Raw genomic sequence first — 21,113 nt, 5'->3', positions numbered from 1 at the left:
AGCGTCGGGCCGCAATGTCTGAGAATCCTGTCGATTGGCCGCAGTACCTGCGGGAGTTCCACACCGCCGCACCGGGTAGCACGGAGGCGTTGCTGTCGCGTGCCGTAGCGGGCGATCACACGCCGTACCGATGGCTGGTCCGCGCGGTCTCGGGTGAGGCCCGCCGGGTTCTCGACCTGGCCTGCGGCAACGGGCCGGTCGCCCGGGAGCTGTACGGGCGCTGGGTGGTCGGCGTGGACAACAACGCGGCCCAGCTCGAGAGCGCGCCGGGGCCGAAGGTACGGGCGGACGCGCTGCACCTGCCGTTCGCGAACGAGGTCTTCGACGTCGTCACCTGCTCGATGGGGCTGATGGTCCTGCAGCCACTCCCGGACGTCCTCGCGGAGGCGGCGCGGGTGCTGCGGCGCGGCGGCGTACTGGCCGCGATCGTTCCCGCGGTCCGGCCGTTGCGGCGCGGCGACATCCGTACGCTGAGCGGGCTCACCACCCGGCTGCGGTCGACACCGCAGTTCCCGGCCGGCGGCGAGATCACCGAGCTCAAGGATCAGCTGAAGCACGCCGGTTTCGACGTGATGGAGAGCCAGCGCGAGCGGTACGTCTACATGATCCGCAGCCGCGACGACGCGCTCCGCCTGGTGAACGCGCTCTACCTCCCGGGAACCCCCGACGTACGGCGGGACACCGCGGCCGCCTGGCTCGCAGACCGCGCCGAGTCCAAGGACGGCCTCGAGGTAGCAATCCCGATCCGCCGAATTACCGCCATGCGGACGAAGGTCGCTCTGACTGTCTGACACTCGTCTGGGTCGGTAACGTGTGTCTGTGAGTGTGCTGCGGTGGTCTGTCCGGACGCTCGACCGGGCGCTCGACGGTGAGACGGTCTACCGCGAGCTGCTGGCCGCGGAACCGGTCGCGTTCTGGCTCGACGGCAGCCTCACGGATCGGCTGCCGCGCCGCGTCTCGGTCCTGGGGACGAGTGCCGGTGCGGAGGTCATCACGCGGGATGTCGCCGACGGTGATGTGTTCGCCGAGCTGAACCAGCTGCTCGCGGAGCGCGCCGCCGAGCCGCCGCCGGAGCTTGCCGGCCTGTTCTGCGGCGGCTACGTCGGCTACTTCGGGTACGAGCTGAAGGCCCTGACCGGTGGCGTGACCGCCCACGAGGCCCCGACGCCCGACGCACTGTGGATCTGGGCGAACCGGTTCGTCGTCATCGACCACGACCGGGACCGTACGCACCTGGTCGCCCTCGACGGTGACCTCGACGGTGGTCTCGACAGTGGTGACGCCTGGCTGGATCGTGCCGAGGAGGCCGCGGCGGACTGGTGGATGGGCGGCGTGGACGCGCCCGCGATCGCCCGTCTCGATCTCGAGTCGCACCTCGAGCAGGACCGGACGACGTACCTGGCCGGGGTCGCCCGCGTCCTGGAGGAGCTCGAGGCGGGCGAGACCTACGAGGTCAACCTGACGAACCGCGTGCGCCTGCCCGCCGTACCGGACCCGTTCGAGTTCTTCTGCTGGCAACGCTCCGCGAACCCGGCGCCGTACGCCGCCTTCCTCCGGTACGGCGACCTCGCGGTGGCGAGCTCCTCGCCGGAGCGGTTCCTGACTGTCGAAGCCGACGGCTGGGCGGAGTGCCGGCCGATCAAGGGCACCGCGCCGCGGGACCTCGACGCGGCGCAGGACCAGCTCGCCGCGAAGGCGCTGGCCGAGGACGACAAGACCCGCGCCGAGAACCTGATGATCGTCGACCTGATCCGGAACGACCTCGGCCGGGTCAGCGTCCCAGGGACCGTGACGGTGCCGCAGTTGATGCAGGTCGAGAGCTACCGGACCGTGCACCAGTTGGTGACGACCGTACGGGGACGGTTGCGCGACGGGGTGACGGCCGTGGACGCCGTCCGGGCGTGCTTCCCGCCGGGATCGATGACGGGTGCGCCGAAGATCCGCACGATGCGGATCATCGACGAGCTCGAGTCGAGTGCGCGGGGGGTGTACTCCGGGGCGCTCGGCTATCTGACCGTGGACGGGCGGGCGGACCTGAGCGTGGTGATCAGGACGGCGGTGCTGACGCCGGACCAGACGGTGATCGGGGCCGGGGGTGCGATCGTGCTCGATTCCGACCCGGTCGCGGAGTACGACGAAATGGTGCTGAAGGCAACGGCTGCGGTCGGGGCCCGGGCTGGGGGAGTGGTGGATGACTGAACTGCTGGTGGCGGATTCGTTCTTGGTTGCCAATGGCAAGGTTCGCGGGCTGGACCTGCATCGGGAGCGGTTCGTCGGTTCGTGTGCGGCGGCGGGGGTGGATGCGGAACGGTTCTGGGACGAGCAGACGGGCCGGTTGCCCGGGTTCGGGCGGTGGTTCCCGCGGTTCGAGCTGCAGGGGTCGGGGGAGTTGGCGGTGCAGTTGCGGCCGGCGCCGCCGATCGGTGGTCGGGTGCGGGTCGCCGTACTCGACGGACCGGATCCACGGACCGCGCCGCGGGTGAAGGGGCCTGACCTCGAGTTGCTCGGCAAGCTCAAGGAGTCCGCGCCCGACCGTGCGGACGAGATCCTGCTGCTGGACGCGGACGGCACCGTGCTCGAGGCTGCGTACTCTGCCGTCGCGTGGTGGGAGGGCGGCACGCTCTGCCTCCCGCCCGCCGACCGGCCGCTCCTCCCGTCCGTCACCGCAACGCTCCTGCGCCGGATCGCTGCCACAGAAGACGTCGAGGTGTCGGAACACCCCATCACCCCCGACGCCCTCCGGAACACCACCGAAGCCTGGCTCGTCAACGCCTTGCACGGCATCCGCCCCATCCACGCCTGGGGCCCATCCCCCATCGACCCCCTCCCCAACTCCCAAGCCCCTCTCTGGCAGTCACACCTGGAAGCCCTCGCCACCAACCTCCCCTAGGGCGTGCCTCCTGACCCCGCGCCGACTGCGGGGCACTCGGCACGGCACCTCACCGCACGCCCTAGCGGCAATTTCGACAGGACGTATACGCCGGCGGCCGGCCAGGTCCCGCCTGCGGAGGTCTGGATTCCTGCGCGAGAGCGGGACACGTCCTGTCGAGCTGCACGCGCACTTGCTAAATGTGATATCACTTTGCTACCTTTGGGCTATTCGAGAGGAGCTTGTGATGACGGATGTTGTGGTGGAGATGCCGGCGCCGAAGGTGACCGAGCGGGCCGGCGGCGAGCAGAACGGCTGGCCGATAGCGGGACTGGCGTTCGTGCTCGCGGTGGTGGGGATCGTGGTGATCATCCTCGGGGCCAACGGCTCGAACGGTGTGGTGATCGGGCTCGGTGTCCTGGTGACGCTCGCCGCGATGATCGTTGCCGCCGGACTGACCGCGGTGTCGCCGGGCCGGGCGCGGGTGCTGCAGGTCCTCGGGCGGTACTCCGGCACCATCCGGACCAACGGTCTGCGCTGGGTGAACCCGATCTCCTCGCGGCGCGAGGTGTCGACCCGGATCCGGAACCACGAGACCGCGGTCGCCAAGGTCAACGACGCCGACGGCAACCCGATCGAGATCGCCGCCGTCGTGGTGTGGCAGGTCGAGGACACCGCCCAGGCGATGTTCGAGGTGGACGACTTCGTCGAGTTCGTCGCGATCCAGACCGAGACCGCTGTCCGGCACATCGCCAACAGCTACCCGTACGACGTGCACTCCGACGACGGCGTCCTGTCGCTGCGGGACAGTACCGACGAGATCACCGAGACGCTGTCGGCGGAGATCGGGGCGCGGGTGCATGCGGCCGGCGTCCGGGTGATCGAGTCGCGGATCACCCACCTGGCGTACGCACCGGAGATCGCCCAGGCGATGCTGCGCCGCCAGCAGGCCGGCGCCGTGGTCGCGGCCCGGCAGCGGATCGTGGAGGGCGCGGTCGGCATGGTCGAGCTGGCGCTTGACCGGCTGTCCGAGCATGAGGTCGTCGAGCTGGATGAAGAGCGCAAGGCGACCATGGTGAGCAACCTGATGGTGGTGCTTTGCGGCGACCGCGACGCCCAGCCTGTGGTCAACGCCGGCTCCTTGTACTAGGCAGCCTCCGGTGGCTGCCGAACGGAAGAAGATCCTGCTCCGGCTGGATCCTGCGGTGCACGATGCGCTCGCCCGGTGGGCGAACGACGACCTGCGCAGCACGAATGCCCAGATCGAGTACCTGCTCCGTCGCGCCCTGTCCGACGCCGGTCGGCTCCCGTCCGGTGTCGCCAGGCAACGCCGGCCGGGACGCCCGTCCAAGGAGGAAGACGATGAGTAGAGCTGTGGTGATGCCGCTGCGGCGGCCGGAGCGTTCGACGTCGGCCAGGCACCCGGCGCGGCTGCGGAAGACGGTTGCCCTCGGCAGCGCGGCGAGCCCGGAGTCCTTGGCGGCAAGGATCTTCCTGCTGGCCTACGATCCGCAGCGCGGCCGGCTGACGGCCCGTTCGAAGCTGGGCAAGGTGTTGCGGGCGGCCGTACTGGTCGACCTGCAACTCAACGGGAACCTCGACGACGACAACGGACGTGCGCGGGTGACGAACGCTCCGTCGCCGGTGGATCCGGTGAGCGCGGCCGTGCTCGAGGAGCTGCGCGCGGTCGGTCCGCGGCGCTGGCGGCACTGGATCGACCGCCGTGGTGGCGCCACCGTTCGCCTGGTCCGCGACGAGCTCGCCCGCGCGCATCTGATCAAGGTCGAACCGCATCGCGTGCTCGGCATCATTCCGGCCGACCGGATCGCGCTGCGGCATCCGTTGGTACGGCGGCACGTTCTGCGCAGCGCCCAGGACACGTTGCGGCCTTCGCGCCTGGTGTCCCGCGTCGATCTCCGGGACGCGTCGGTTGTCGTTCTCGCGGCGACCGCGGATCTGCGGACGGTCGTCTCCAAGGATCAGCGCACGCGTAACAAGGATCGGCTGGCACAGCTCGCGGTTCGCGTCGGTCCTGCCGTACCGGCCTTGAAGAAGGCTCTCCAGCAATCCCAATACTCCGCGGCGGGGTGACCCTGCCCCGGTGCTACGGTCCACTACTCGGGTAGTGAACCGAGGAAGGGGGGATGGTGTGTTCGACGATCGGAGTCCGATCTATCTGCAGATTGCGGAGCAGATCAAGAACGACATCGTCGGTGGGGTGCTGGCCGAGGACGAGCAGGTGATGTCGACCAACCAGTACGCCGCCTTCTACCGGATCAACCCGGCCACGGCGGCGAAGGGATTCGCCCAGCTGGTCGACGACGGCATCCTCTACAAACGCCGCGGGATCGGCATGTTCGTCGCGCCGAACGCCCGCGACCTGCTCCGCACCGGCCGTCGCGACTCGTTCTTCGCCGACGTCGTCGACCCGATGATCCGGGAGGCCAAAGCGATCGGCATCCCCCTCAAAGACATCCAGCAACACATCCGTTCTGGGGGTGGGGTCTGATGACCGCCGCTCTGACTGTGCGGACCGAGGATCTGTCGGTACGGTTCGCCGACGTGCCTGCGCTGGACCGGCTCGACCTGCGGCTGGCGCCGGGGAAGATTCACGGGCTGCTCGGCCGGAACGGGTCCGGCAAGAGCACGCTCGCCGCCACGCTGGCCGGGTTCCGGCGCCCCGACGAGGGCCGGGTGCTGATCGAGGGCGGTGACCTCGGCGCGGCGCAGGAGCCGTACGAGAACTCCGTCGTCACCAGCCGGGTCTGCCTGATCCGGGAGTCCGGTGACATCCCGGACAGCGCCTCGGTGAAGCATGCCGTCCGGCTCGCCGGCGCCCTCCGCCCGTACTGGAACGCCGAGCTGGCCGACGAGCTCCTGGACCGCTTCGAGGTGCCGCAGGCGAAGAAGATCCAGAAGCTGTCCCGCGGTAAGAAGTCCGCGCTGGGCGTGGTCCTCGGGCTGGCCAGCCGCGCGCCGTTGACGATCTTCGACGAGAGCTACCTCGGCATGGACGTCCCGTCCCGGAACCTGTTCTACGACATGCTGCTCGCCGACTACGTGGAGGTACCGCGCACGATCGTGCTCTCCACGCACCTGGTCAGCGAGGTCAGCGCGATGCTCGAGGAGGTCGTGATTCTGGACAAGGGCCGGCTTGTCACGCAGTCGCCGGTGGACGCACTCCGCGGCCGCGGAGCGTCGATCGTCGGCCCGTCCGCGGCGGTCGACGAGTTCACCGCCGGGTTCACCGTGCTCGCGGAGGAGCGCCTCGGTGGCACCAAGTCCACCACGGTCCTCGGCGACCTCGACCCGGCACTGCTCGACCAGGCCGCCGCGGCAGGTCTGGAGATCGGCCCGGTCGGCCTGCAGGACCTCTTCGTCCACCTGACGGGAGCCTCTTCGTGAGTACGACGGTTGAGCGGGCCGCGCTGCCGCGTGGGGCCACCGACTGGCACCGGCTGAAGCAGGTGGTCCTGTCGATGGTGATCGGGCTGCGGCCGATGCTCCTGGGCTACTGGGTGGTGATGGTGTTCGCCCTGTTCCTCGTCGGCGTCATCATCCAGGTCGTGGCCGGCGGCGTCACCGGTAGCGCGTGGGACTACGGAACCCAGTCGCCGAAGTACTTCTCGATGGCGATCGGCATCACCATCACCCCGGCGTACTTCTCCTTGCTGGTCTCACAGGGCGTCACCCGGCGGATGTTCTCGCTTGCTGCGGGCATCTACCTGACCGGCGCCGCGGCGGCGACCGCGTTGCTCTGGGTGCTGGTCTACCAGGTGGAACGCGGGCTGTACGCGTGGCAAGGCTGGCCCGACAAGCTGAACAACCCGCACCTGTTCACCAGCCCGTCGCAGGCAGGTCTGATCTTTGCGGAGTTCTTCCTGCTGATCGTGTCCCACGAGGTGACCGGCTGGCTGCTCGGCATCACGTTCCTCCGGCTCCGGTTCTGGCGCGGTCTCCTGGTGCTGCCGCTCGCGCTGCTGCCGGCCGCGGCCGCGGAGTTCCTGCTCGTCGCACAGTGGCTCGCCGACGTCCTGAACAACCTCGGCTACCACCGTCCACCGCTCGCGCTCGCCGTACCGTCGGTGCTCGTCGTGAGTGCACTCGGTCTGTACGCCGGCTATCGCATCCTGCAACCGATGCCCCTCAAACCGCCTAAGGGCTAAGAGACGTTATGCACAGGGGGTGTGCATAACTCGGGTTGTTTCTGTGGATGGTTGCGCGATCACTGTGGACGACCGAATCTGTTGCCTGGAAAGGCTTGTGCCGACCCGGCCGACGGGCGTAGAACTGTCGACACGCTGCTTCGGATCGGGGCGGCGGGTCGAACGGAAACCGAGGGCCCTCGCGGTGGGGATCCCCACCGAGGTAGACCGGTGACGGGGTCTGCCGGCCTCCACGGACCCGTATCGGGAAGCTGGAGACGTCACTTTCCTTCAGCTGCGCGGGCCCCTCCGACTCATACTCGGAGGGGCCCGCCTTCTGTTGCGCAAAGACCGCGCGGACGGGAACTCCGAAGTACCGGAAATGCCGAACCGGCCGATGCGCAGAACGGTTGCGCACCGACCGGGTCCGAGGCTGTACGTGCTACTTCAGCGTGATCGCGAGCGCCGTGTGCGCGCCGTGCGCCGGCACCTGCACCTCCGTCCCGCGGGTGGTGGTCACCAGTCGGTACGACGCAGTGTGGCCGTTGACCCTCACGCTCCGGACCGTCGCGCCGGACGGCAGGACCGCACCGACCGTGAGCGCCGCGCCGACGCCCTTCGCGGTCACATCGGTCGACAACGCCTTACCAGCAAGGCGTGCCGACACCTCGACGGCTCCGCGACCGACCCGGATGTTGCTGCCGGCCACCTTCTGCTGGCCCTGCGGGACCTGCGGTACAACGGAAATCCGCCCGTGACCGAGATTCGGGTCGACACCGAGCTGCTGGTGGACGACCGGCCACAGGATGCCGTACGTTCCCCAGGCCTGCAGCGCCATCGAGCGGTCGTAGAACGGCCGGCCGATGTTCGCGGCCGAGTCCGGCGACGGCGCGATCTCTGGCATCGCACCCGGCGTCTCCCACACCGACGGGTCGAGTTGGATCCGCGCGTTCCCGGTGGTGTAGACCTGCTGCTGCTTCGTACCGAGGCGACCGAAGTTGCCTTCCGCAACGGCCATGATCGAGGTGTTCAGACCGAAGATGCTGCGCTCGCTCGGCACCTGCGACACGATGCCGTCACAGGATGCGCCGGGGTTGCCCTTCGGGTCGGACGTCGGCCCGGTACCGGTGTGGAACAGGCCGAATTCTCCTGTGTAGCAAGGCTTCTCGCGCTGATCGAGTGCGGTGTTCGCGTGCTCCGGCGACGCGAGCGGTGAGGTGTTGCCCGGGCGGTTGAGTACGGCCTCCATCGGCGTCACGCCGATCCAGTGCCGCTGGAAGATCGGGGTGTTGTCGTTCGCCGGATCGGTCGCGTTGTCCACCGAGTCGGCGTACCCCATTGCCTGCGGCACCCACCACTGCGCCTCGAAGCGGGACTCCAGGTCGTTGGCCCGGCTGGTTGCCCACTGCTGCACCTTCGCGTCGTGCTTGGACGCCGCGAGGTCGGCGAGGTCGCGCAGCCCGCGGGCGAGGTACACGGTGCTGTCGAGTTTCTCCACGCCCATGCCGGCGCGTTCGACGTTCGCCAGGCCCTCGGGCCAGCCGTCGCCGTCCTTGTCGAGGTTCTTGTAGACGTACTGCAGGTTCCGCACGCTGAAGTCGTACATCTCGTCGCGGAACTTGTTGTCGCCCGTCCACCGCCACAACAGCGCGACCGTACTGGGGAACTTCACCGTCTCGTCGGTGTTGCCCGCGCTCTGATTCGAGCCGAAGTACACCGAGCCCGTCGGCGTCACCTCGTGCGCGACCTTGCCGCTGCGGTTGTTCAAGATGTCGCTGACGTCGCGAAGCGCACGCAGGTGCTCCTTCACGGTGTCGAACTGACCGGCCGCGACGGCCGCGAACGCCGTGTACTCACCGTCGGTCGCGAACAGCCACGGATAGTCCGGGAAGCCGGCGCCGAACCAGCGCGCGGTCGGTACCGTACCGAGCGGGGCCGGGTAGTCCTTGCCCTCGTTCACGTCCCGGATCTGCAGGTTGCGCGCCTCCTGGACCGAGTCCGCGAGGTTCTGCTTGCTCCACTCGACGCTCTGCTGCAGCAGCCGGTCACCAGGAAGGTCCACTGCGGACTGTGCGTCGATCTGCTGCCGCGCCGCGGTCTTTGCCCGCAGCAACTTGTCCGGGTTGCTCAACGCCTTGCCGTACTCACGTTCCGCGGCCCGGCTGCCCTGGTCCGATCCGGCGACGGCGAACCAGATCGTCTTCTGCTGACCCGGTTGCAACTGCACGTCGTACGTGAGCCGGCCGCCGGTGCCCTTGCCGACGAGCGAGTCGTCGCAGCGCGCAGGTGTGGTCCCGTCCTTCGGGCAGATCACGGCTGGGTCCTGCGGGCCGCGATGGTCCGCGCCGAGCGCGTGGCTCGTCGGACGCAGGGACGATCCGACGAACGCGGCGTAGTCGTGAGCGGTCGCGTTCGGGTACGGCGGCGTGCCCTGCTCGCGGAACTGCAGCGCGCCGTCGTCGTACGCACCCGTGTCCGGCAGGTTGGCGTCCGCCGCGCCCGGCGCGGTCCAGTCCCACGGGTACGACTGCATCAACTCCGAGTGCGCGTCGACGTCCAGCTTGACCGTCTTCGCCGTACTCGAGCTGAGCGTCAGGCCGACGAGCGTCGCGCGGATCCCGTCGGGGACGAAGTCCGTACGGTGCACGTTCACGGCGCCGGAGTAGTCGATCCGGCTGTAGCCGTGGCCGCTGGTGTATTTCGCGGCCGGGACCTGCTTGCCGAGCCAGTTCCCGTCGAGGCCGAACCAGATGCCGTCGAGGAGCTTGATCGGCTGCGACCAGAAGCCGCCCATCTCGCCGCGCACGTGCCAGCCGGCGGCGGGATAGAGGCCGGACTCGTCGCCCATCGCGTAGGCGCGGTCGCCGACGACGAGCGAGCGGCGATCGGCGAGGCGCGTGGTTTCGGACAGTTCGGACCCGCCGGCGGAGGCTGCGGCATTGCTGGTGTCGACGCCGGCTGCTGGGGACGCGCCGGTTGCGAATCCGGCTGGGGACGGGCCGGCCAGGGCGGAGGCGGAGCCGGCAAGGACGGTTGCGGTCGCGAGCAGCGCGACGCCGACCGTACGGCGGACCGGTCTGCGCCGGGGCGGCGATGAGCTACTTCGGCTGGTTGGGTTGGTCGGATGGGGAGTCATGGCGGTTCCTCCTTCTCGCGGCGCCCGGGGAGAAGCGCCGGATCATCCAGGGGCTGAGCTGCCCCTGATCACCAGTTCTGGCTGCAGCAGGCATTCGGCCGGCGTCCCGGTCTCGGGGCCGGTGAGGATCGCGATCAGTTCCTCGGCGATCTGGTCCATCGGTTGCCGGAGGCTGGTCAGCCCGGGCGAGACGACCTCGGCGAGTGGTGAGTCGTCGTACCCGACGACGCCGACGTCGCGGCCGGGGGTGAGGCCGCGGCGGGTCAGCTCGCGGAGCGCGCCGAGCGCGAGAATGTCGCTCAGGGCAACGATTCCGTCGACGTCCCGGCCGGCGTCGAGCAGTCGCGCGGTGCCGCGGGCGCCTTCGGAGATGCTGTCCTCGCGGCAACGGACGGTCAGGCCGCTGACCGGCAGGCCGAGATCCTTGCAGGCGGTACGCCAGCCGGTGACCCGATCCTCGGCGAGGCCGGACGACTTCGGCCAGCCCAGGAAGGCGATCCGGCGGCGGCCGGTCTCGTACAGGTGCCGAACCGCGATCGCCGAACCGGTCGCGCCGTCGACGTCCACCCACGGGCCGGGCTGCGTGGTCTGCTTCCACACGCGGCCGAAGCTGACGAACGGGATGCCCTGGTCCTTCAGCCAACCGTGCCGCGGGTCGTGCGTCTCCGTCTGCGACAGGACGAACCCGTCGACCATCCGGCGCGCGTGCAGATCGTCGTACGTCGGCATGCCGTCGACACCGGGTGGCGCGGTGAACAGCAGGATGTGCCGCCCGCTGCCTTCGGCGGCCGCACAGAGGGCGTGCAGGAACTGGTCCATCACCAGGTGCGTCTGGTTCGGCCAGTTGGGCACGCAGTACCCGATCAGCTCGACCGCACTGGTCCGCAGACTGCGGGCGTTACGATTGGGGCGATAGTTGAGCAGCTCGATCGACCGGTTGACCCGTTCGAGCGTGTCCGCACGAAGCCGGTGCGGCGCGTTCAGCGCATTCGACACCGTCTGCACCGAGACGTCCGCGTGGGCAGCCACCTGCTTCAACGTAGCCAACAGACCCTCCACCCGTTTGAACGTTCAAATTACCCGCAGTCTGCCCCCGCCATCGTCAACCTGTCAACGGTTCAGATCGTCGGCGGCCCCTGCCGTACGATGGCCAAGGTCTCGGCCACGGGCAGTGGCGGGATCCACCGTCCCCACCAGGTCGCCCCCGCCGCTGCGAACGCTGCCGGATCGCCACCACTCACCTTCACGTCGCGCGCCCCTTCGTCGCGCAACCGGCGGACGTCGTCCGGAGTGATCTGCTGCGGAGAGTCGGTGGTGCCTTTGTAGGCACACGATCCGTCCCACCGCAGGATCCTCTGACGTACGGCCGGAACGAGCAGATTCCCACCCACCCAGACCGGCACCCGTGACCGCTGCACCGCCCGCGCCGTCAACTGCACGCCGTCGAGCCGGTAGTGCTTCCCGTGGAAGCTGACGGGCTGCCCGGTCCACAACTGGTCGATGATCGCCAGCCCTTCGTCGAGCATCGCGGCGAGTACTGGCGGGCTCTTCTTCTCCAGGAAGGGATCGCCGGGGTCCCCGATCCCCACGCCCAGGATCATCCGCCCGCCAGAGAGCTGGTCCAGCGCAATGACCTCCGCGGCCACCTTCCACGGCCGGCGGCGGGGGAGCGGGGTGACGGTCGTCCCGATCCGGATGCGCTCGGTCGCGACGGCGATCGCGGCCAGACAGATCCACGGATCGTACGTCGGCAGGCGCGCATCGCCCTGGTAGACGAGGTAGTCCTCCAGGAACAGCCCGTCCCACCCGGAACCCTCGACCACCCGCGCCAACTCCGCCAGCCCGCGCGGATCCCGCCCAACCCCAGCCGCCCCGACCGTCACCGAGAACTTCATGGCGGCGACGGTACGGCGTTCCGCCGACAACTTCGTACCGAAGGACGGGTAGTGGTCGCCTGTCCGGCGCGCGGATGGGGCCCGGACGGGCGTGTCGCGGTGCTACTACCCGTTCTTCGGTACGGGTCAGGCGGTGTGGCCGCCGGCGATCGTCAGTTCGGTGCCGGTGATGTAGGAGGCGTTCGGGCCGGCCAGGTAGGTGACCGCGGCCGCGACCTCGGTTGGGGTGGCGAAGCGGTGGATGGCCAGGTCGGCGAGTTGGGGCTCCGCGAAGGGGCCGTCGGACGGGTTCATGTCGGTGTCGGTGGGTCCGGGCTGGACGACGTTGGAGGTGATGTCGCGGGCGCCGAGCTCACGGGCCAGCGCCTTGCTGAAGCCGACGAGTGCGGACTTGCTCATCGCGTACAACGTCATGCCGGGAGAGGTCACGCGTTCGGCGGCGCAGCTGCCGAGGTGGATCAGTCGCGCACCGTCGGACAGCAGCGGTACAGCGGCCTGCGTGGTCGTGTACACACCCCGGACGTTCACGCCGAGGACCCGGTCGACGTCTTCGAGCGTCAGGTCGCCGATCGGCGCAATCGCCCCGACGCCCGCGTTGTTGACCAGGATGTCCAACCCACCAAGGGAATCCGCGGCCCGCCGCACACCGTCCGCAGCCGCCACCGCGTCACCCGCGTCGACTGGGAACGCATATCCGCGCCGTCCGAGCGCCTCGATCTCCTTCACGACCTTCTGTGCCGCCTCCGCGGACGAGCTGTACGTGATCGCGACGTCGGCGCCGCGCTCCGCCAGGGCGACGGCGGTCGCCGCGCCGATCCCGCGGCTGCCGCCGGTCACCAGTGCCTTCTTGCCAAGCAGTTCGTTCATGTTTCAAGTTCACCGGTCCGCGGCCGGCGAAGCTGGCGAGAATCCGCCACCGGATCCTGCCGTCGCAAAACCGCCAACTCACCGCGGCGCGCTGGCCGGCAGCATCCGGAACGACACCGCCTCCATCAGCTTGTGGTGCTTGGTGTTCTGGAACGCGGCCACCCGCCACTCCCCGTCGTCCTCGAGCACCAGCGTGAACGTCTGCACCTTCGCCAGTCGCGCCGGCCGCTTCTTCCCGACGTCGCCCCGCGTCACCACGACCGCCGTCCGCTCGCCGTACATCCGCAGCTCGACGACCTCGGAGAACATCCGCGTGCCCTTCAGGAACTTCCCGAACAGCGCGGCATGCCCCGCCGCCAGGTCGTCCCGCCCCCGATAGACCGTCCCGACGTACGTCACGTACGACGCGTCCGCCGTGAACTCCCGACCGTACGCCACCGCGTCGCCGGCGTCCCAGGCCGCCGTCAGCCGCTCGAGCACCGCCAGGATCCGGGTCTCCTCCAGCACCTTCATGATAGCTTCTCCCTTGCAGTATCTGTTCCAAGTGATTATCTGCTCTGATGCAGATATCTAACCGGAGGTGGCCCCGCCATGTCAACCGATCAGGACCACAGCGCCGTCTTCCGGCGGTACCTGAGCGCGATGGTGCTGCACAGCCTGGCCAGCGCCGACGCGGCCGGACTGAATGCGACCGACTACTTCGTCCTCAATCTGCTCGACCTGACCGGCCCCCTCACCTCTGGCGAGCTCGCGCGCTGGACCGGCCTCAGTACCGGCGCCACCACGCGGATGATCGACCGCCTCGAGCAGCGCGGGCACGTGCAGCGCGGCTACGATCCGAGTGACCGCCGCAAGGTCGTCGTCGAGATGGGCAAGCCGCCGGAGTCGGTCGGCAAGGCCGTCGCCGGCGCCCGCCGCCGGATCGGGGCGGTGATCGGCGAGTACTCGGCCGCCGAGCAGGAGACCCTCTTCCGGTACTTCGGTGAGGCGGCCACCGCGTACCAGGCGTCGACCGAGGAACTGATCGGGCGCCGCACCTCCATGTCGTAAAACCGCTAGCGACTGTCGGCGCCGGCAGGGATGCTGGAGGGCGTGTACGAGTGCAGGGAGCGATGTGTCCGGGCGGTGCAGTCGAAGGACGCGCGGTTCGACGGCTGGTTCTTCACGGCCGTACTGACCACCAGGATCTACTGCCGGCCGAGCTGTCCGGTGGTGCCGCCGAAGGTCGAGAACATGCGGTTCTACCCGAGCGCGGCCGCCGCGCAGCAGGCCGGGTTCCGCGCCTGCAAGCGCTGCCGGCCGGACGCCAGCCCGGGGTCCCCGGAGTGGAACGACCGTGCCGACCTGGTTGCGCGGGCGATGCGCCTGATCGCAGACGGGGTCGTCGATCGCGACGGTGTACCAGGACTCGCCGCCCGGCTCGGGTACAGCGTCCGTCAGGTCCAGCGCCAGTTGCACGCCGAGCTCGGCGCCGGACCACTCGCTCTCGCTCGCGCCCAGCGCGCCCAGACCGCGCGGCTGCTGATCGAGACGAGCGAGCTGCAGATGGCCGACGTCGCGTTCGCCGCGGGCTTCGCCAGCGTACGGACGTTCAACGAGACGGTGCAGGAGGTGTTCGCGCTCGCCCCGACCGAGCTGCGGCGGCGAGCCCGCAAGGGGACGTCGACGGCCACACCCGGCACGATCTCGCTCCGGCTGCCGTTCCGCGCGCCGCTGACGCCCGACAACCTGTTCGGGCACTTGATCGCGACCGGCGTACCAGGGGTGGAGGAGTGGCGTGACGGCTACTACCGCCGGACGCTCCGGCTCCCGCACGGCCACGGTGTCGTCGCGCTCCGGCCGATGCCCGACCACATCGCCTGCCAGCTCTCGCTCACCGACCAGCGCGACCTGGCGATCGCGATCAGCCGCTGCCGCCGGATGCTCGACCTCGACGCGGATCCGGTCGCGGTCGACGACCTGCTCAGCAACGACCCTGTCCTCGCGCCGCTGATCGCGAAGGCACCCGGCCGCCGCGTCCCGCACACGGTCGACGGTGAGGAGTTCGCCGTACGGGCGGTTCTTGGCCAGCAGGTGTCGACGGCAGCCGCCCGGACCCACGCGCACCGCCTCGTCCTGCAGCACGGCGAGCCGATCGAGGATCCGGCCGGCGGACTCACGCACCTGTTCCCGACGATGCAGGCGCTCGCGGGGCTCGATCCGGAGACGCTGGCGTTTCCCAAGTCCCGCCGTACGACACTGACCACCTTGATCGGCACTCTCGCGAACGGCGAGATCGATCTGGGCGCGGGCGCCGACTGGGATCGCGCGCGGGAGCAGTTGAGCGCGCTGCCGGGGATCGGTCCGTGGACCGTCGAGTCGATCGCGATGCGCGCGCTCGGCGACCCGGACGCCTTTGTGGCCAGTGATCTCGGTATCCGCTACGCCGCTCGTGATCTAGGCTTGCCCGAGGCCCCCAAACCCTTGACCAGCCACGCCTGGGCGTGGCGGCCTTGGCGTGCGTACGCAGTGCAGTACCTGTGGGCCACCGGCGACCATGCGATCAACAAGATCCCTGTGGAGTGACGATGACCGAATTGACCACCGACCGCCTCCTGCTCCGGAACTGGCGGGACTCCGACCGGGAGCCGTTCGCGGCGATGAACGCGGATCCCGCGGTGATGGAACACTTTCCGGCCCTGCAGTCCCGCGAGCAGAGCGACGGCCTGATCGACCGGAACACGACCGCCATCGAGGAGCGCGGCTGGGGGCTGTGGGCCGTCGAGGTGCGCGACACCGGCGAGTTCATCGGCTTCACCGGGCTGTCGGTGCCGAGTTTCGAGGCGCATTTCCTGCCGGCCGTGGAGATCGGCTGGCGGTTGGCGAAGGGTGCCTGGGGCAACGGTTATGCCACGGAGGCGGCCCGGGCGTCGCTGGCGCACGGCTTCGGCCCGGCCGGCCTCGACGGGGTGGTGTCGTTCACCACGACCACGAACCTGCCGTCCCAGCGGGTGATGCAGCGGATCGGCATGGTGCACGACGAGCCCGGCGACTTCGACCACCCACGGATCGAGGACGGGCACCGGCTGCGCCGGCACGTGCTCTACCGGATCGACCGTGAGCAGTGGGAATCCACCCGGTGACGTACGCGGTGATCGACAGCCCGCTCGGTCCGCTCACGCTCGTGGGCACCGAGTCGGGTGAGCTCACCGGGCTGTACATGGATCGCCAGCGCTACCGCCCGGAGGAGGCGCGATTCGGCGATCGCGACGACTCGGCGCTGCCCGCGGTCGCGGAGCAGTTGGACGAGTACTTCCACCACGGGCGTACGACGTTCGACGTACCGCTGCACCTGGTCGGTACGGACTTCCAGCGGCGGATCTGGGATGCGCTGCAGGACATCCCGTACGGCGAGACCATGACGTACGGCGGCCTCGCCGGCGCGCTCGGGCTGAAGCCGCAGTCGGCCCGGGCGGTCGGTCTCGCGAACGGGAAGAACCCGATCAGCATCATCGTCCCGTGCCACCGCCTGCTCGGCGCGACCGGCAGCCTCACCGGCTACGGCGGCGGCATCGAGCGCAAACGCACGCTCCTCGACCACGAACAGGGCGGCAAACTGTTCTAGGCGGGTGCCTCCTTGACCATGCGGGCGGACGCCAGGCACTCATCAATTGAGCTGTTGCGGGCGGGTTCACGCTCGCGGTGGGGTTCGACGTGCAGTTGATGAGTGCTGGCGGTCCGCATCAGGTGTTGGCGGGGTCTTCTTCCAGTTGCTCGGCGGCGGGCATTGCCGCCGGGGCTGGGGCTTTGCGGGTGAGACGGCGGGCGATCGGCTCGGTGTAGCGGGCTGCGACCGGGCCGAGGATGACCAGGATCAGCACGTACGCCGTGGCCAGCGGCCCCAGCTTCGGCTCGACGCCGACCGCCAGGCCGGCGATGACGATCGAGAACTCACCGCGGGCGACCAGCGTCCCACCGGCGCGCCAGCGTCCGGCGGTCGCGATCCCCGCACGACGCGCGGCGAACCACCCGGTGGCGATCTTGGTGAGTGCCGTCAGTACCGCCAGACCGAACGCGATCGCCAGCACCGGCGGGATCTTCCGCGGATCGGTGCTCAACCCGAAGAACACGAAGAACACCGCGGCGAACAGGTCGCGCAGCGGGCTCAGCAGGTTCCGCGCACCGTGCGCGACCTCACCGGACAAAGCGATCCCGACCAGGAACGCACCGACCGCCGCCGACACCTGCAACTGCTGCGCGATGCCCGCGACCAGCAGCGTGAGTCCGAGTACGACGAGCAGCAGCATCTCGGGATTGTCCGACGAGACCGCCCGGCTGATCACCCGCCCGTAGCGCACTGCGAGGAACAGCACCACACTGACCGTGCCGAGCGAGATCAGCAGCGTCATGCTCCCACCGGCCAGCCCGACGCCCGCGAGCAGCGCAGTCAGGATCGGCAGGTAGACCGCCATCGACAGGTCCTCGAGCACGAGAATCCCCAGCACCACAGGGGTTTCACGGTTACCGAGCCGACCGAGGTCGCCGACCACCTTCGCGATCACGCCGGACGAGGAGATCCAGGTGACACCGGCGAGCGCAACCGCCGCCACCGGACCCCAACCGAGCAGCAACGCAACTGCCGCACCGGGCAACGCGTTCAGCAAGAAGTCGACCGCACCCGAGACGTACTGCGTCTTGAGCGTGCCGACGAGATCCGACGCCGTGTACTCGAGGCCGAGCAGCAACAGCAGCAGGATGACGCCGATCTCGGCGCCCGTGGCAACGAACTCCTCGCTCGCGGCGAGCGGCAGGAGGCCGCCGTGCCCGAACGCGAGCCCGGCCAGCAGGTACAGGGGGATCGGGGAGAAACCGAGTCGGCCGGCGATCCGGCCGAGGATGCCCAGGGCAAGAATGACCGCGCCCAGTTCGATCAGTAGAGCGGTGATGTTTTCGTGCATGCTCAGCCCCCCGCGATCAGATCGGCCACGGCGTCCACGCCCTCGCGGGTGCCGACCACGACCAGCGTGTCCCCGATCGCGAACCGGAAGTCCGGCGTCGGTGACGGTGTCGCCCCGGTCCGTCGCAGGACGGCGACGATCGAGGCCCCGGTCCGGCTGCGCGCCTGGGTGTCGCCGAGGGTACGGCCCGCGTACGGCGACTTGGCCGTCACCGGGATGTGCTCGGTGACCAGGTCGATCTCCATCTCGCCGCGGACCGGGTCGATCCGGTCCGGGACGAGCAGTTGCGCGAGCGCGGCCGCCTCGCCGCGGCCTAACGGCACCGACGCCTGGCACTCGTCGTCGTCCTCGGGTTTGTGGAAGCCCAGGAACCGCCGGCCGTCGTTGTGCGCCACCACCGAGATGTGCTTGCCGGCCTCGGTGACCAGGTCGTAGCGCATACCGATCCCCGGCAACGGTGTCTTCGTCGGGTGGGCCTGGGCGTCCATGATGCTCCGATCCATCGGGTACGAATACAAGGCGTCTGCAACCATTCTCTCAAACGCGGCAAGGCTTGTTCGGACAAGACGTGTGACATGGGCTGCAATCAGGTGCAGTGCAACGAGTTGCATAGGTAGCCTCGGTTCATGGCGCTGGAGCACGCGATCCTGGTCTCGCTGACCGAGCGGGCCGGTTCCGGGTACGAGCTGGCCCGGCGGTTCGACCGTTCGATCGGGTACTTCTGGCCGGCCACGCACCAGCAGATCTACCGGGTGCTGCGGCGGATGGACGACGCCGGCTGGGTGCGGCCCACCGAGATCGCGCAGGACGGTCGCCCGGACAAGAAGGTGTACCGGATCGCGGCGGCCGGGCGCGCGGAGCTGACCCGTTGGCTGGCCGCGCCGGAGGATCCTGCCGTACTGCGGGACGGTCTGGGAGTGAAGCTCCGTGGCGCCTCCCTGGGTGACGCCGGTGTCGTACTGCGTGAGGTCGAGCGGCACCGGGCCGAGCACGCGATGCGGCACGAGGTGTACCGCGGCATCCAGAAGCGCGACTTCCCGAAGCCGGCCGGCCTGCACGGGCGCGACCTGCACCAGTACCTCGTCCTGCGCGGCGGTATCCGAGCCGAGGAATCCTTCGTCGCCTGGTGCGACGAGGTGATCGACGCCCTCCGAAAGGACCACCCATGAGCGCCTATCCGCATCTGCTCGAGCCGTTGGATCTCGGCCATGTCGTGTTGCCGAACCGGGTGATCATGGGGTCGATGCACACCGGGCTCGAGGATCGGCTGAGCGATCTGCCCAAGCTCGCGGCGTACTTCGCCGAGCGGGCCCGCGGCGGTGTCGGCCTGATGGTGACCGGCGGCTACGCGCCCAACTGGCGGGGCTGGCTCACACCGTTCGGCTCCAAACTGACCAGCCGTCGTCAGGCGCGCAAGCACCGCCTGCTGACCGATGCCGTGCATGCCGAAGGCGGCCGGATCGCGCTGCAGATCCTGCACGCCGGCCGGTACTCGTACCACCCGTTCAGCGTCTCCGCCTCCGCGCTGAAGGCCCCGATCAACCCCTTCAAGCCCCGCGCGCTGTCCGACCGCGGCGTCGTCGGTCAGATCAAGGCGTACGTCGACTGTGCGGAGCTCGCCCGCGAGGCCGGCTACGACGGCGTCGAGATCATGGGCTCCGAGGGGTACTTCATCAACCAGTTCCTCTCCGAGCGGACCAACCACCGGACCGACCGCTGGGGCGGCAGCCCGGAGAACCGCCGCCGGATCGCGGTCGAGATCGTCCGGCAGACCCGCGAGCGGGTCGGCGACGACTTCCTGATCATCTACCGGCTGTCGATGGCCGACCTGGTCGAGGGTGGTCAGACCTGGGACGAAGTGGTTGCGCTGGGCAAGGAGATCGAGGCCGCCGGGGCGTCGATCATCAACACCGGGATCGGCTGGCACGAGGCCCGGGTGCCGACCATCGTCACGTCCGTACCGCGAGCAGCCTTCACCAGCGTGACCGCGGCGTTCAGGCCGTACGTCCAGATCCCGGTCGTCACCTCGAACCGGATCAACCTGCCGCAGGTCGCCGAAGAGGTGCTCGCGCGCGGCGACGCGGACCTGGTGAGCATGGCACGGCCGTTCCTCGCCGATCCGGAATGGGTGCTTAAGGCAACCACCGATCGCGCCGACGAGATCAACGTCTGCATCGCCTGCAACCAGGCCTGTCTGGATCATGTGTTCGCCAAGAAGAAGGCGAGTTGCATGGTGAACCCGCGGGCAGCCCGCGAGACGGAGCTCCGGCTGCTGCCAACCCGCCGTACCAAGGATGTGGCGGTGGTCGGCGCCGGGCCTGCGGGTCTGGCGGCGGCGGTCACGGCCGCTGAGCGCGGGCATCACGTCGAGCTGTTCGAGGCGGCCGGAGAGATCGGCGGGCAGTTCGGGATCGCGCAACGGATCCCCGGCAAGGAGGAGTTCGCCGAGACGGTCCGGTACTACCGGCGGCGGCTCGACCTCACCGGCGTGAAGCTGCACCTCGGGCACCGGGCCGGCGCCGAGGACCTGGCCGGGTTCGACGAGATCGTGCTCGCGACCGGCGTCGTACCGCGGGTGCCGGCGATCCCCGGCATCGACCACCCCAAGGTGCTCTCGTACGTCGATGTGGTCCGCGCGGGGCGACCGGTCGGTGACGCGGTCGCGGTGATCGGGGCCGGCGGGATCGGGGTCGACGTCAGCGAGTTCCTGACCACCGCGGCGGCGCCGGATCTCGCGGCGTGGAAGGCAGAGTGGGGCGTCGGCGATCCGACCAAGCTGCCCGGCGGGCTCGCCGTGCCGCAGCCGGAACCGTCGCCGCGCAAGGTGTACCTCCTGCAGCGCAAGGCGGGGAAGATCGGTGCCGGACTCGGGAAGACGACCGGGTGGGTGCATCGCGCCGCGCTGAAGAACAAGCAGGTCGAGCAGTTGCGTGGGGTGAACTACGAGCGCATCGACGACGAGGGACTGCACATCACGTTCGGCGCGAAGCGGGAGAAGCCGCGGGTGCTGGCCGTCGACAACGTGGTGATCTGCGCCGGCCAAGAGCCGCTCCGCGACCTGACCGAAGCCCTCCACGCAACCGGGCGCCCCGTCCACCTGATCGGTGGCGCCGACGTAGCCGCAGAGCTGGACGCCAAGCGAGCCATCGAACAGGCAACCCGACTCGCCCTCACGCTCTGACGCGGACCTGGGACACTCACCAACCGCCACGCCGCGGGCGGCGCCGCGCTCGGCGCCGGTGCGAGCCCGGCCCGGCATCGCGC

Annotated in this window: 22 protein-coding genes; 15 read left to right on the top strand and 7 right to left on the bottom strand. The window is 69.5% G+C overall.

Translation table 11 applies throughout. The annotated features are described in order from the left end of the window. Positions 1-14 precede the first annotated feature (14 nt). The 9 genes from ACGFI6_RS18250 (at position 15) to ACGFI6_RS18210 (ending at position 7,035) form a co-directional block, all read left to right on the top strand. Positions 15-791 carry a class I SAM-dependent methyltransferase gene (locus tag ACGFI6_RS18250; protein ID WP_393119890.1) on the top strand — a complete coding sequence of 259 codons (777 nt, stop codon included), beginning with the start codon at positions 15-17 and terminating at the stop codon, positions 789-791. A 28-nt stretch (positions 792-819) separates the two neighbouring features. After that, positions 820-2,199 (top strand): aminodeoxychorismate synthase component I, encoded by a 1,380-nt coding sequence (gene pabB, locus ACGFI6_RS18245; RefSeq protein WP_393119888.1) that lies wholly within the window; start codon positions 820-822, stop codon positions 2,197-2,199. Next, on the top strand, positions 2,192-2,890 hold the full coding sequence (locus ACGFI6_RS18240) for an aminotransferase class IV (protein ID WP_393119886.1): 699 nt from the start codon (positions 2,192-2,194) through the stop codon (positions 2,888-2,890). Before pabB ends, ACGFI6_RS18240 begins: the two co-directional genes overlap by 8 nt. A 226-nt stretch (positions 2,891-3,116) precedes the next feature. Next, positions 3,117-4,019 (top strand): SPFH domain-containing protein, encoded by a 903-nt coding sequence (locus tag ACGFI6_RS18235; protein WP_393119884.1) that lies wholly within the window; start codon positions 3,117-3,119, stop codon positions 4,017-4,019. Positions 4,020-4,029: 10 nt separating this feature from the next. Then, a complete protein-coding gene (locus ACGFI6_RS18230) occupies positions 4,030-4,239 on the top strand; it encodes a hypothetical protein (RefSeq protein ID WP_393119883.1) in 210 nt (69 codons plus the stop codon). Next, on the top strand, positions 4,232-4,960 hold the full coding sequence (locus tag ACGFI6_RS18225) for a GPP34 family phosphoprotein (RefSeq protein ID WP_393119881.1): 729 nt from the start codon (positions 4,232-4,234) through the stop codon (positions 4,958-4,960). Before ACGFI6_RS18230 ends, ACGFI6_RS18225 begins: the two co-directional genes overlap by 8 nt. 58 nt (positions 4,961-5,018) lie before the next feature. Next, positions 5,019-5,378, top strand: a complete 360-nt coding sequence (locus tag ACGFI6_RS18220) for a GntR family transcriptional regulator (RefSeq protein WP_393119879.1) — start codon at positions 5,019-5,021, stop codon at positions 5,376-5,378. Next, entirely contained in the window at positions 5,378-6,274 is an 897-nt protein-coding gene (locus ACGFI6_RS18215) for an ATP-binding cassette domain-containing protein (protein ID WP_393119877.1), read from the top strand. Before ACGFI6_RS18220 ends, ACGFI6_RS18215 begins: the two co-directional genes overlap by 1 nt. Further along, on the top strand, positions 6,271-7,035 hold the full coding sequence (locus ACGFI6_RS18210) for a hypothetical protein (protein ID WP_393119875.1): 765 nt from the start codon (positions 6,271-6,273) through the stop codon (positions 7,033-7,035). The genes ACGFI6_RS18215 and ACGFI6_RS18210 overlap by 4 nt, the downstream gene beginning before the upstream one ends. 421 nt (positions 7,036-7,456) lie before the next feature. Here ACGFI6_RS18210 and ACGFI6_RS18205 read toward each other — a convergent pair whose 3' ends face one another. The 5 genes from ACGFI6_RS18205 to ACGFI6_RS18185 all read right to left on the bottom strand — a co-directional run bounded on the left by ACGFI6_RS18205 (position 7,457) and on the right by ACGFI6_RS18185 (position 13,425). Further along, complete coding sequence (locus ACGFI6_RS18205; RefSeq protein WP_393119874.1) at positions 7,457-10,150, bottom strand: glycogen debranching protein; 2,694 nt, start codon at positions 10,148-10,150, stop codon at positions 7,457-7,459. A 42-nt stretch (positions 10,151-10,192) separates the two neighbouring features. Continuing rightward, positions 10,193-11,197, bottom strand: a complete 1,005-nt coding sequence (locus ACGFI6_RS18200) for a LacI family DNA-binding transcriptional regulator (protein ID WP_393119872.1) — start codon at positions 11,195-11,197, stop codon at positions 10,193-10,195. 71 nt (positions 11,198-11,268) lie between these two features. Next, positions 11,269-12,045 carry an LLM class flavin-dependent oxidoreductase gene (locus ACGFI6_RS18195; RefSeq protein ID WP_393119870.1) on the bottom strand — a complete coding sequence of 259 codons (777 nt, stop codon included), beginning with the start codon at positions 12,043-12,045 and terminating at the stop codon, positions 11,269-11,271. Positions 12,046-12,171: 126 nt separating this feature from the next. Next, a complete protein-coding gene (locus ACGFI6_RS18190; RefSeq protein WP_393119868.1) occupies positions 12,172-12,912 on the bottom strand; it encodes an SDR family NAD(P)-dependent oxidoreductase in 741 nt (246 codons plus the stop codon). Between the two features lie 78 nt (positions 12,913-12,990). After that, positions 12,991-13,425, bottom strand: coding sequence for an SgcJ/EcaC family oxidoreductase (locus ACGFI6_RS18185; protein ID WP_393119866.1), 435 nt, complete (start codon positions 13,423-13,425; stop codon positions 12,991-12,993). 78 nt (positions 13,426-13,503) lie between these two features. On the opposite strand from ACGFI6_RS18185, the gene ACGFI6_RS18180 reads away from it, so the two are divergent. The 4 genes from ACGFI6_RS18180 (at position 13,504) to ACGFI6_RS18165 (ending at position 16,516) form a co-directional block, all read left to right on the top strand. Continuing rightward, positions 13,504-13,962 carry a MarR family winged helix-turn-helix transcriptional regulator gene (locus ACGFI6_RS18180; protein WP_393119865.1) on the top strand — a complete coding sequence of 153 codons (459 nt, stop codon included), beginning with the start codon at positions 13,504-13,506 and terminating at the stop codon, positions 13,960-13,962. A 75-nt stretch (positions 13,963-14,037) separates the two neighbouring features. Next, the gene (locus ACGFI6_RS18175) at positions 14,038-15,477 is read left to right on the top strand and encodes an AlkA N-terminal domain-containing protein (protein WP_393119863.1); all 1,440 of its coding nucleotides are present in this window, start codon (positions 14,038-14,040) and stop codon (positions 15,475-15,477) included. Between the two features lie 2 nt (positions 15,478-15,479). After that, positions 15,480-16,034: a GNAT family N-acetyltransferase gene (locus ACGFI6_RS18170; RefSeq protein WP_393119861.1), complete on the top strand. Its 555-nt coding sequence runs from the start codon at positions 15,480-15,482 to the stop codon at positions 16,032-16,034. Further along, a complete protein-coding gene (locus tag ACGFI6_RS18165; RefSeq protein ID WP_393119859.1) occupies positions 16,031-16,516 on the top strand; it encodes a methylated-DNA--[protein]-cysteine S-methyltransferase in 486 nt (161 codons plus the stop codon). The genes ACGFI6_RS18170 and ACGFI6_RS18165 overlap by 4 nt, the downstream gene beginning before the upstream one ends. Before the next feature lie 118 nt (positions 16,517-16,634). Here the strand turns inward: ACGFI6_RS18165 and ACGFI6_RS18160 are convergent, their stop codons facing one another. Then, on the bottom strand, positions 16,635-17,849 hold the full coding sequence (locus ACGFI6_RS18160) for a cation:proton antiporter (protein ID WP_393119857.1): 1,215 nt from the start codon (positions 17,847-17,849) through the stop codon (positions 16,635-16,637). Between the two features lie 2 nt (positions 17,850-17,851). Next, on the bottom strand, positions 17,852-18,352 hold the full coding sequence (locus ACGFI6_RS18155; protein ID WP_393119855.1) for a cation:proton antiporter regulatory subunit: 501 nt from the start codon (positions 18,350-18,352) through the stop codon (positions 17,852-17,854). A 123-nt stretch (positions 18,353-18,475) separates the two neighbouring features. On the opposite strand from ACGFI6_RS18155, the gene ACGFI6_RS18150 reads away from it, so the two are divergent. Beyond that, positions 18,476-19,018, top strand: a complete 543-nt coding sequence (locus ACGFI6_RS18150) for a PadR family transcriptional regulator (protein WP_393119853.1) — start codon at positions 18,476-18,478, stop codon at positions 19,016-19,018. Beyond that, positions 19,015-21,030, top strand: coding sequence for an FAD-dependent oxidoreductase (locus ACGFI6_RS18145; protein ID WP_393119851.1), 2,016 nt, complete (start codon positions 19,015-19,017; stop codon positions 21,028-21,030). Before ACGFI6_RS18150 ends, ACGFI6_RS18145 begins: the two co-directional genes overlap by 4 nt. The last annotated feature ends 83 nt before the right edge of the window (positions 21,031-21,113 follow it).

The organism is Kribbella sp. NPDC048928 (genome assembly GCF_043197975.1).
In the GTDB taxonomy this organism is placed as follows: Bacteria; Actinomycetota; Actinomycetes; order Propionibacteriales; family Kribbellaceae; genus Kribbella.
Note: the sequence above shows the minus strand (reverse complement) of the source record. Positions and strands in the feature narration are given on the sequence as shown.

What these genes read in the sequence shown, in the direction of transcription:
- ACGFI6_RS18250 (WP_393119890.1), top strand. Translation starts at nt 15, where the DNA reads ATGTCTGAGAATCCTGTCGATTGGCCGCAGTACCTGCGGGAGTTCCAC.
- ACGFI6_RS18240 (WP_393119886.1), top strand. Translation starts at nt 2,192, where the DNA reads ATGACTGAACTGCTGGTGGCGGATTCGTTCTTGGTTGCCAATGGCAAG.
- ACGFI6_RS18235 (WP_393119884.1), top strand. Translation starts at nt 3,117, where the DNA reads ATGACGGATGTTGTGGTGGAGATGCCGGCGCCGAAGGTGACCGAGCGG.
- ACGFI6_RS18225 (WP_393119881.1), top strand. Translation starts at nt 4,232, where the DNA reads ATGAGTAGAGCTGTGGTGATGCCGCTGCGGCGGCCGGAGCGTTCGACG.
- ACGFI6_RS18215 (WP_393119877.1), top strand. Translation starts at nt 5,378, where the DNA reads ATGACCGCCGCTCTGACTGTGCGGACCGAGGATCTGTCGGTACGGTTC.
- ACGFI6_RS18205 (WP_393119874.1), bottom strand. Translation starts at nt 10,150, where the DNA reads ATGACTCCCCATCCGACCAACCCAACCAGCCGAAGTAGCTCATCGCCG.
- ACGFI6_RS18195 (WP_393119870.1), bottom strand. Translation starts at nt 12,045, where the DNA reads ATGAAGTTCTCGGTGACGGTCGGGGCGGCTGGGGTTGGGCGGGATCCG.
- ACGFI6_RS18190 (WP_393119868.1), bottom strand. Translation starts at nt 12,912, where the DNA reads ATGAACGAACTGCTTGGCAAGAAGGCACTGGTGACCGGCGGCAGCCGC.
- ACGFI6_RS18185 (WP_393119866.1), bottom strand. Translation starts at nt 13,425, where the DNA reads ATGAAGGTGCTGGAGGAGACCCGGATCCTGGCGGTGCTCGAGCGGCTG.
- ACGFI6_RS18180 (WP_393119865.1), top strand. Translation starts at nt 13,504, where the DNA reads ATGTCAACCGATCAGGACCACAGCGCCGTCTTCCGGCGGTACCTGAGC.
- ACGFI6_RS18170 (WP_393119861.1), top strand. Translation starts at nt 15,480, where the DNA reads ATGACCGAATTGACCACCGACCGCCTCCTGCTCCGGAACTGGCGGGAC.
- ACGFI6_RS18160 (WP_393119857.1), bottom strand. Translation starts at nt 17,849, where the DNA reads ATGCACGAAAACATCACCGCTCTACTGATCGAACTGGGCGCGGTCATT.
- ACGFI6_RS18155 (WP_393119855.1), bottom strand. Translation starts at nt 18,352, where the DNA reads ATGGATCGGAGCATCATGGACGCCCAGGCCCACCCGACGAAGACACCG.
- ACGFI6_RS18150 (WP_393119853.1), top strand. Translation starts at nt 18,476, where the DNA reads ATGGCGCTGGAGCACGCGATCCTGGTCTCGCTGACCGAGCGGGCCGGT.
- ACGFI6_RS18145 (WP_393119851.1), top strand. Translation starts at nt 19,015, where the DNA reads ATGAGCGCCTATCCGCATCTGCTCGAGCCGTTGGATCTCGGCCATGTC.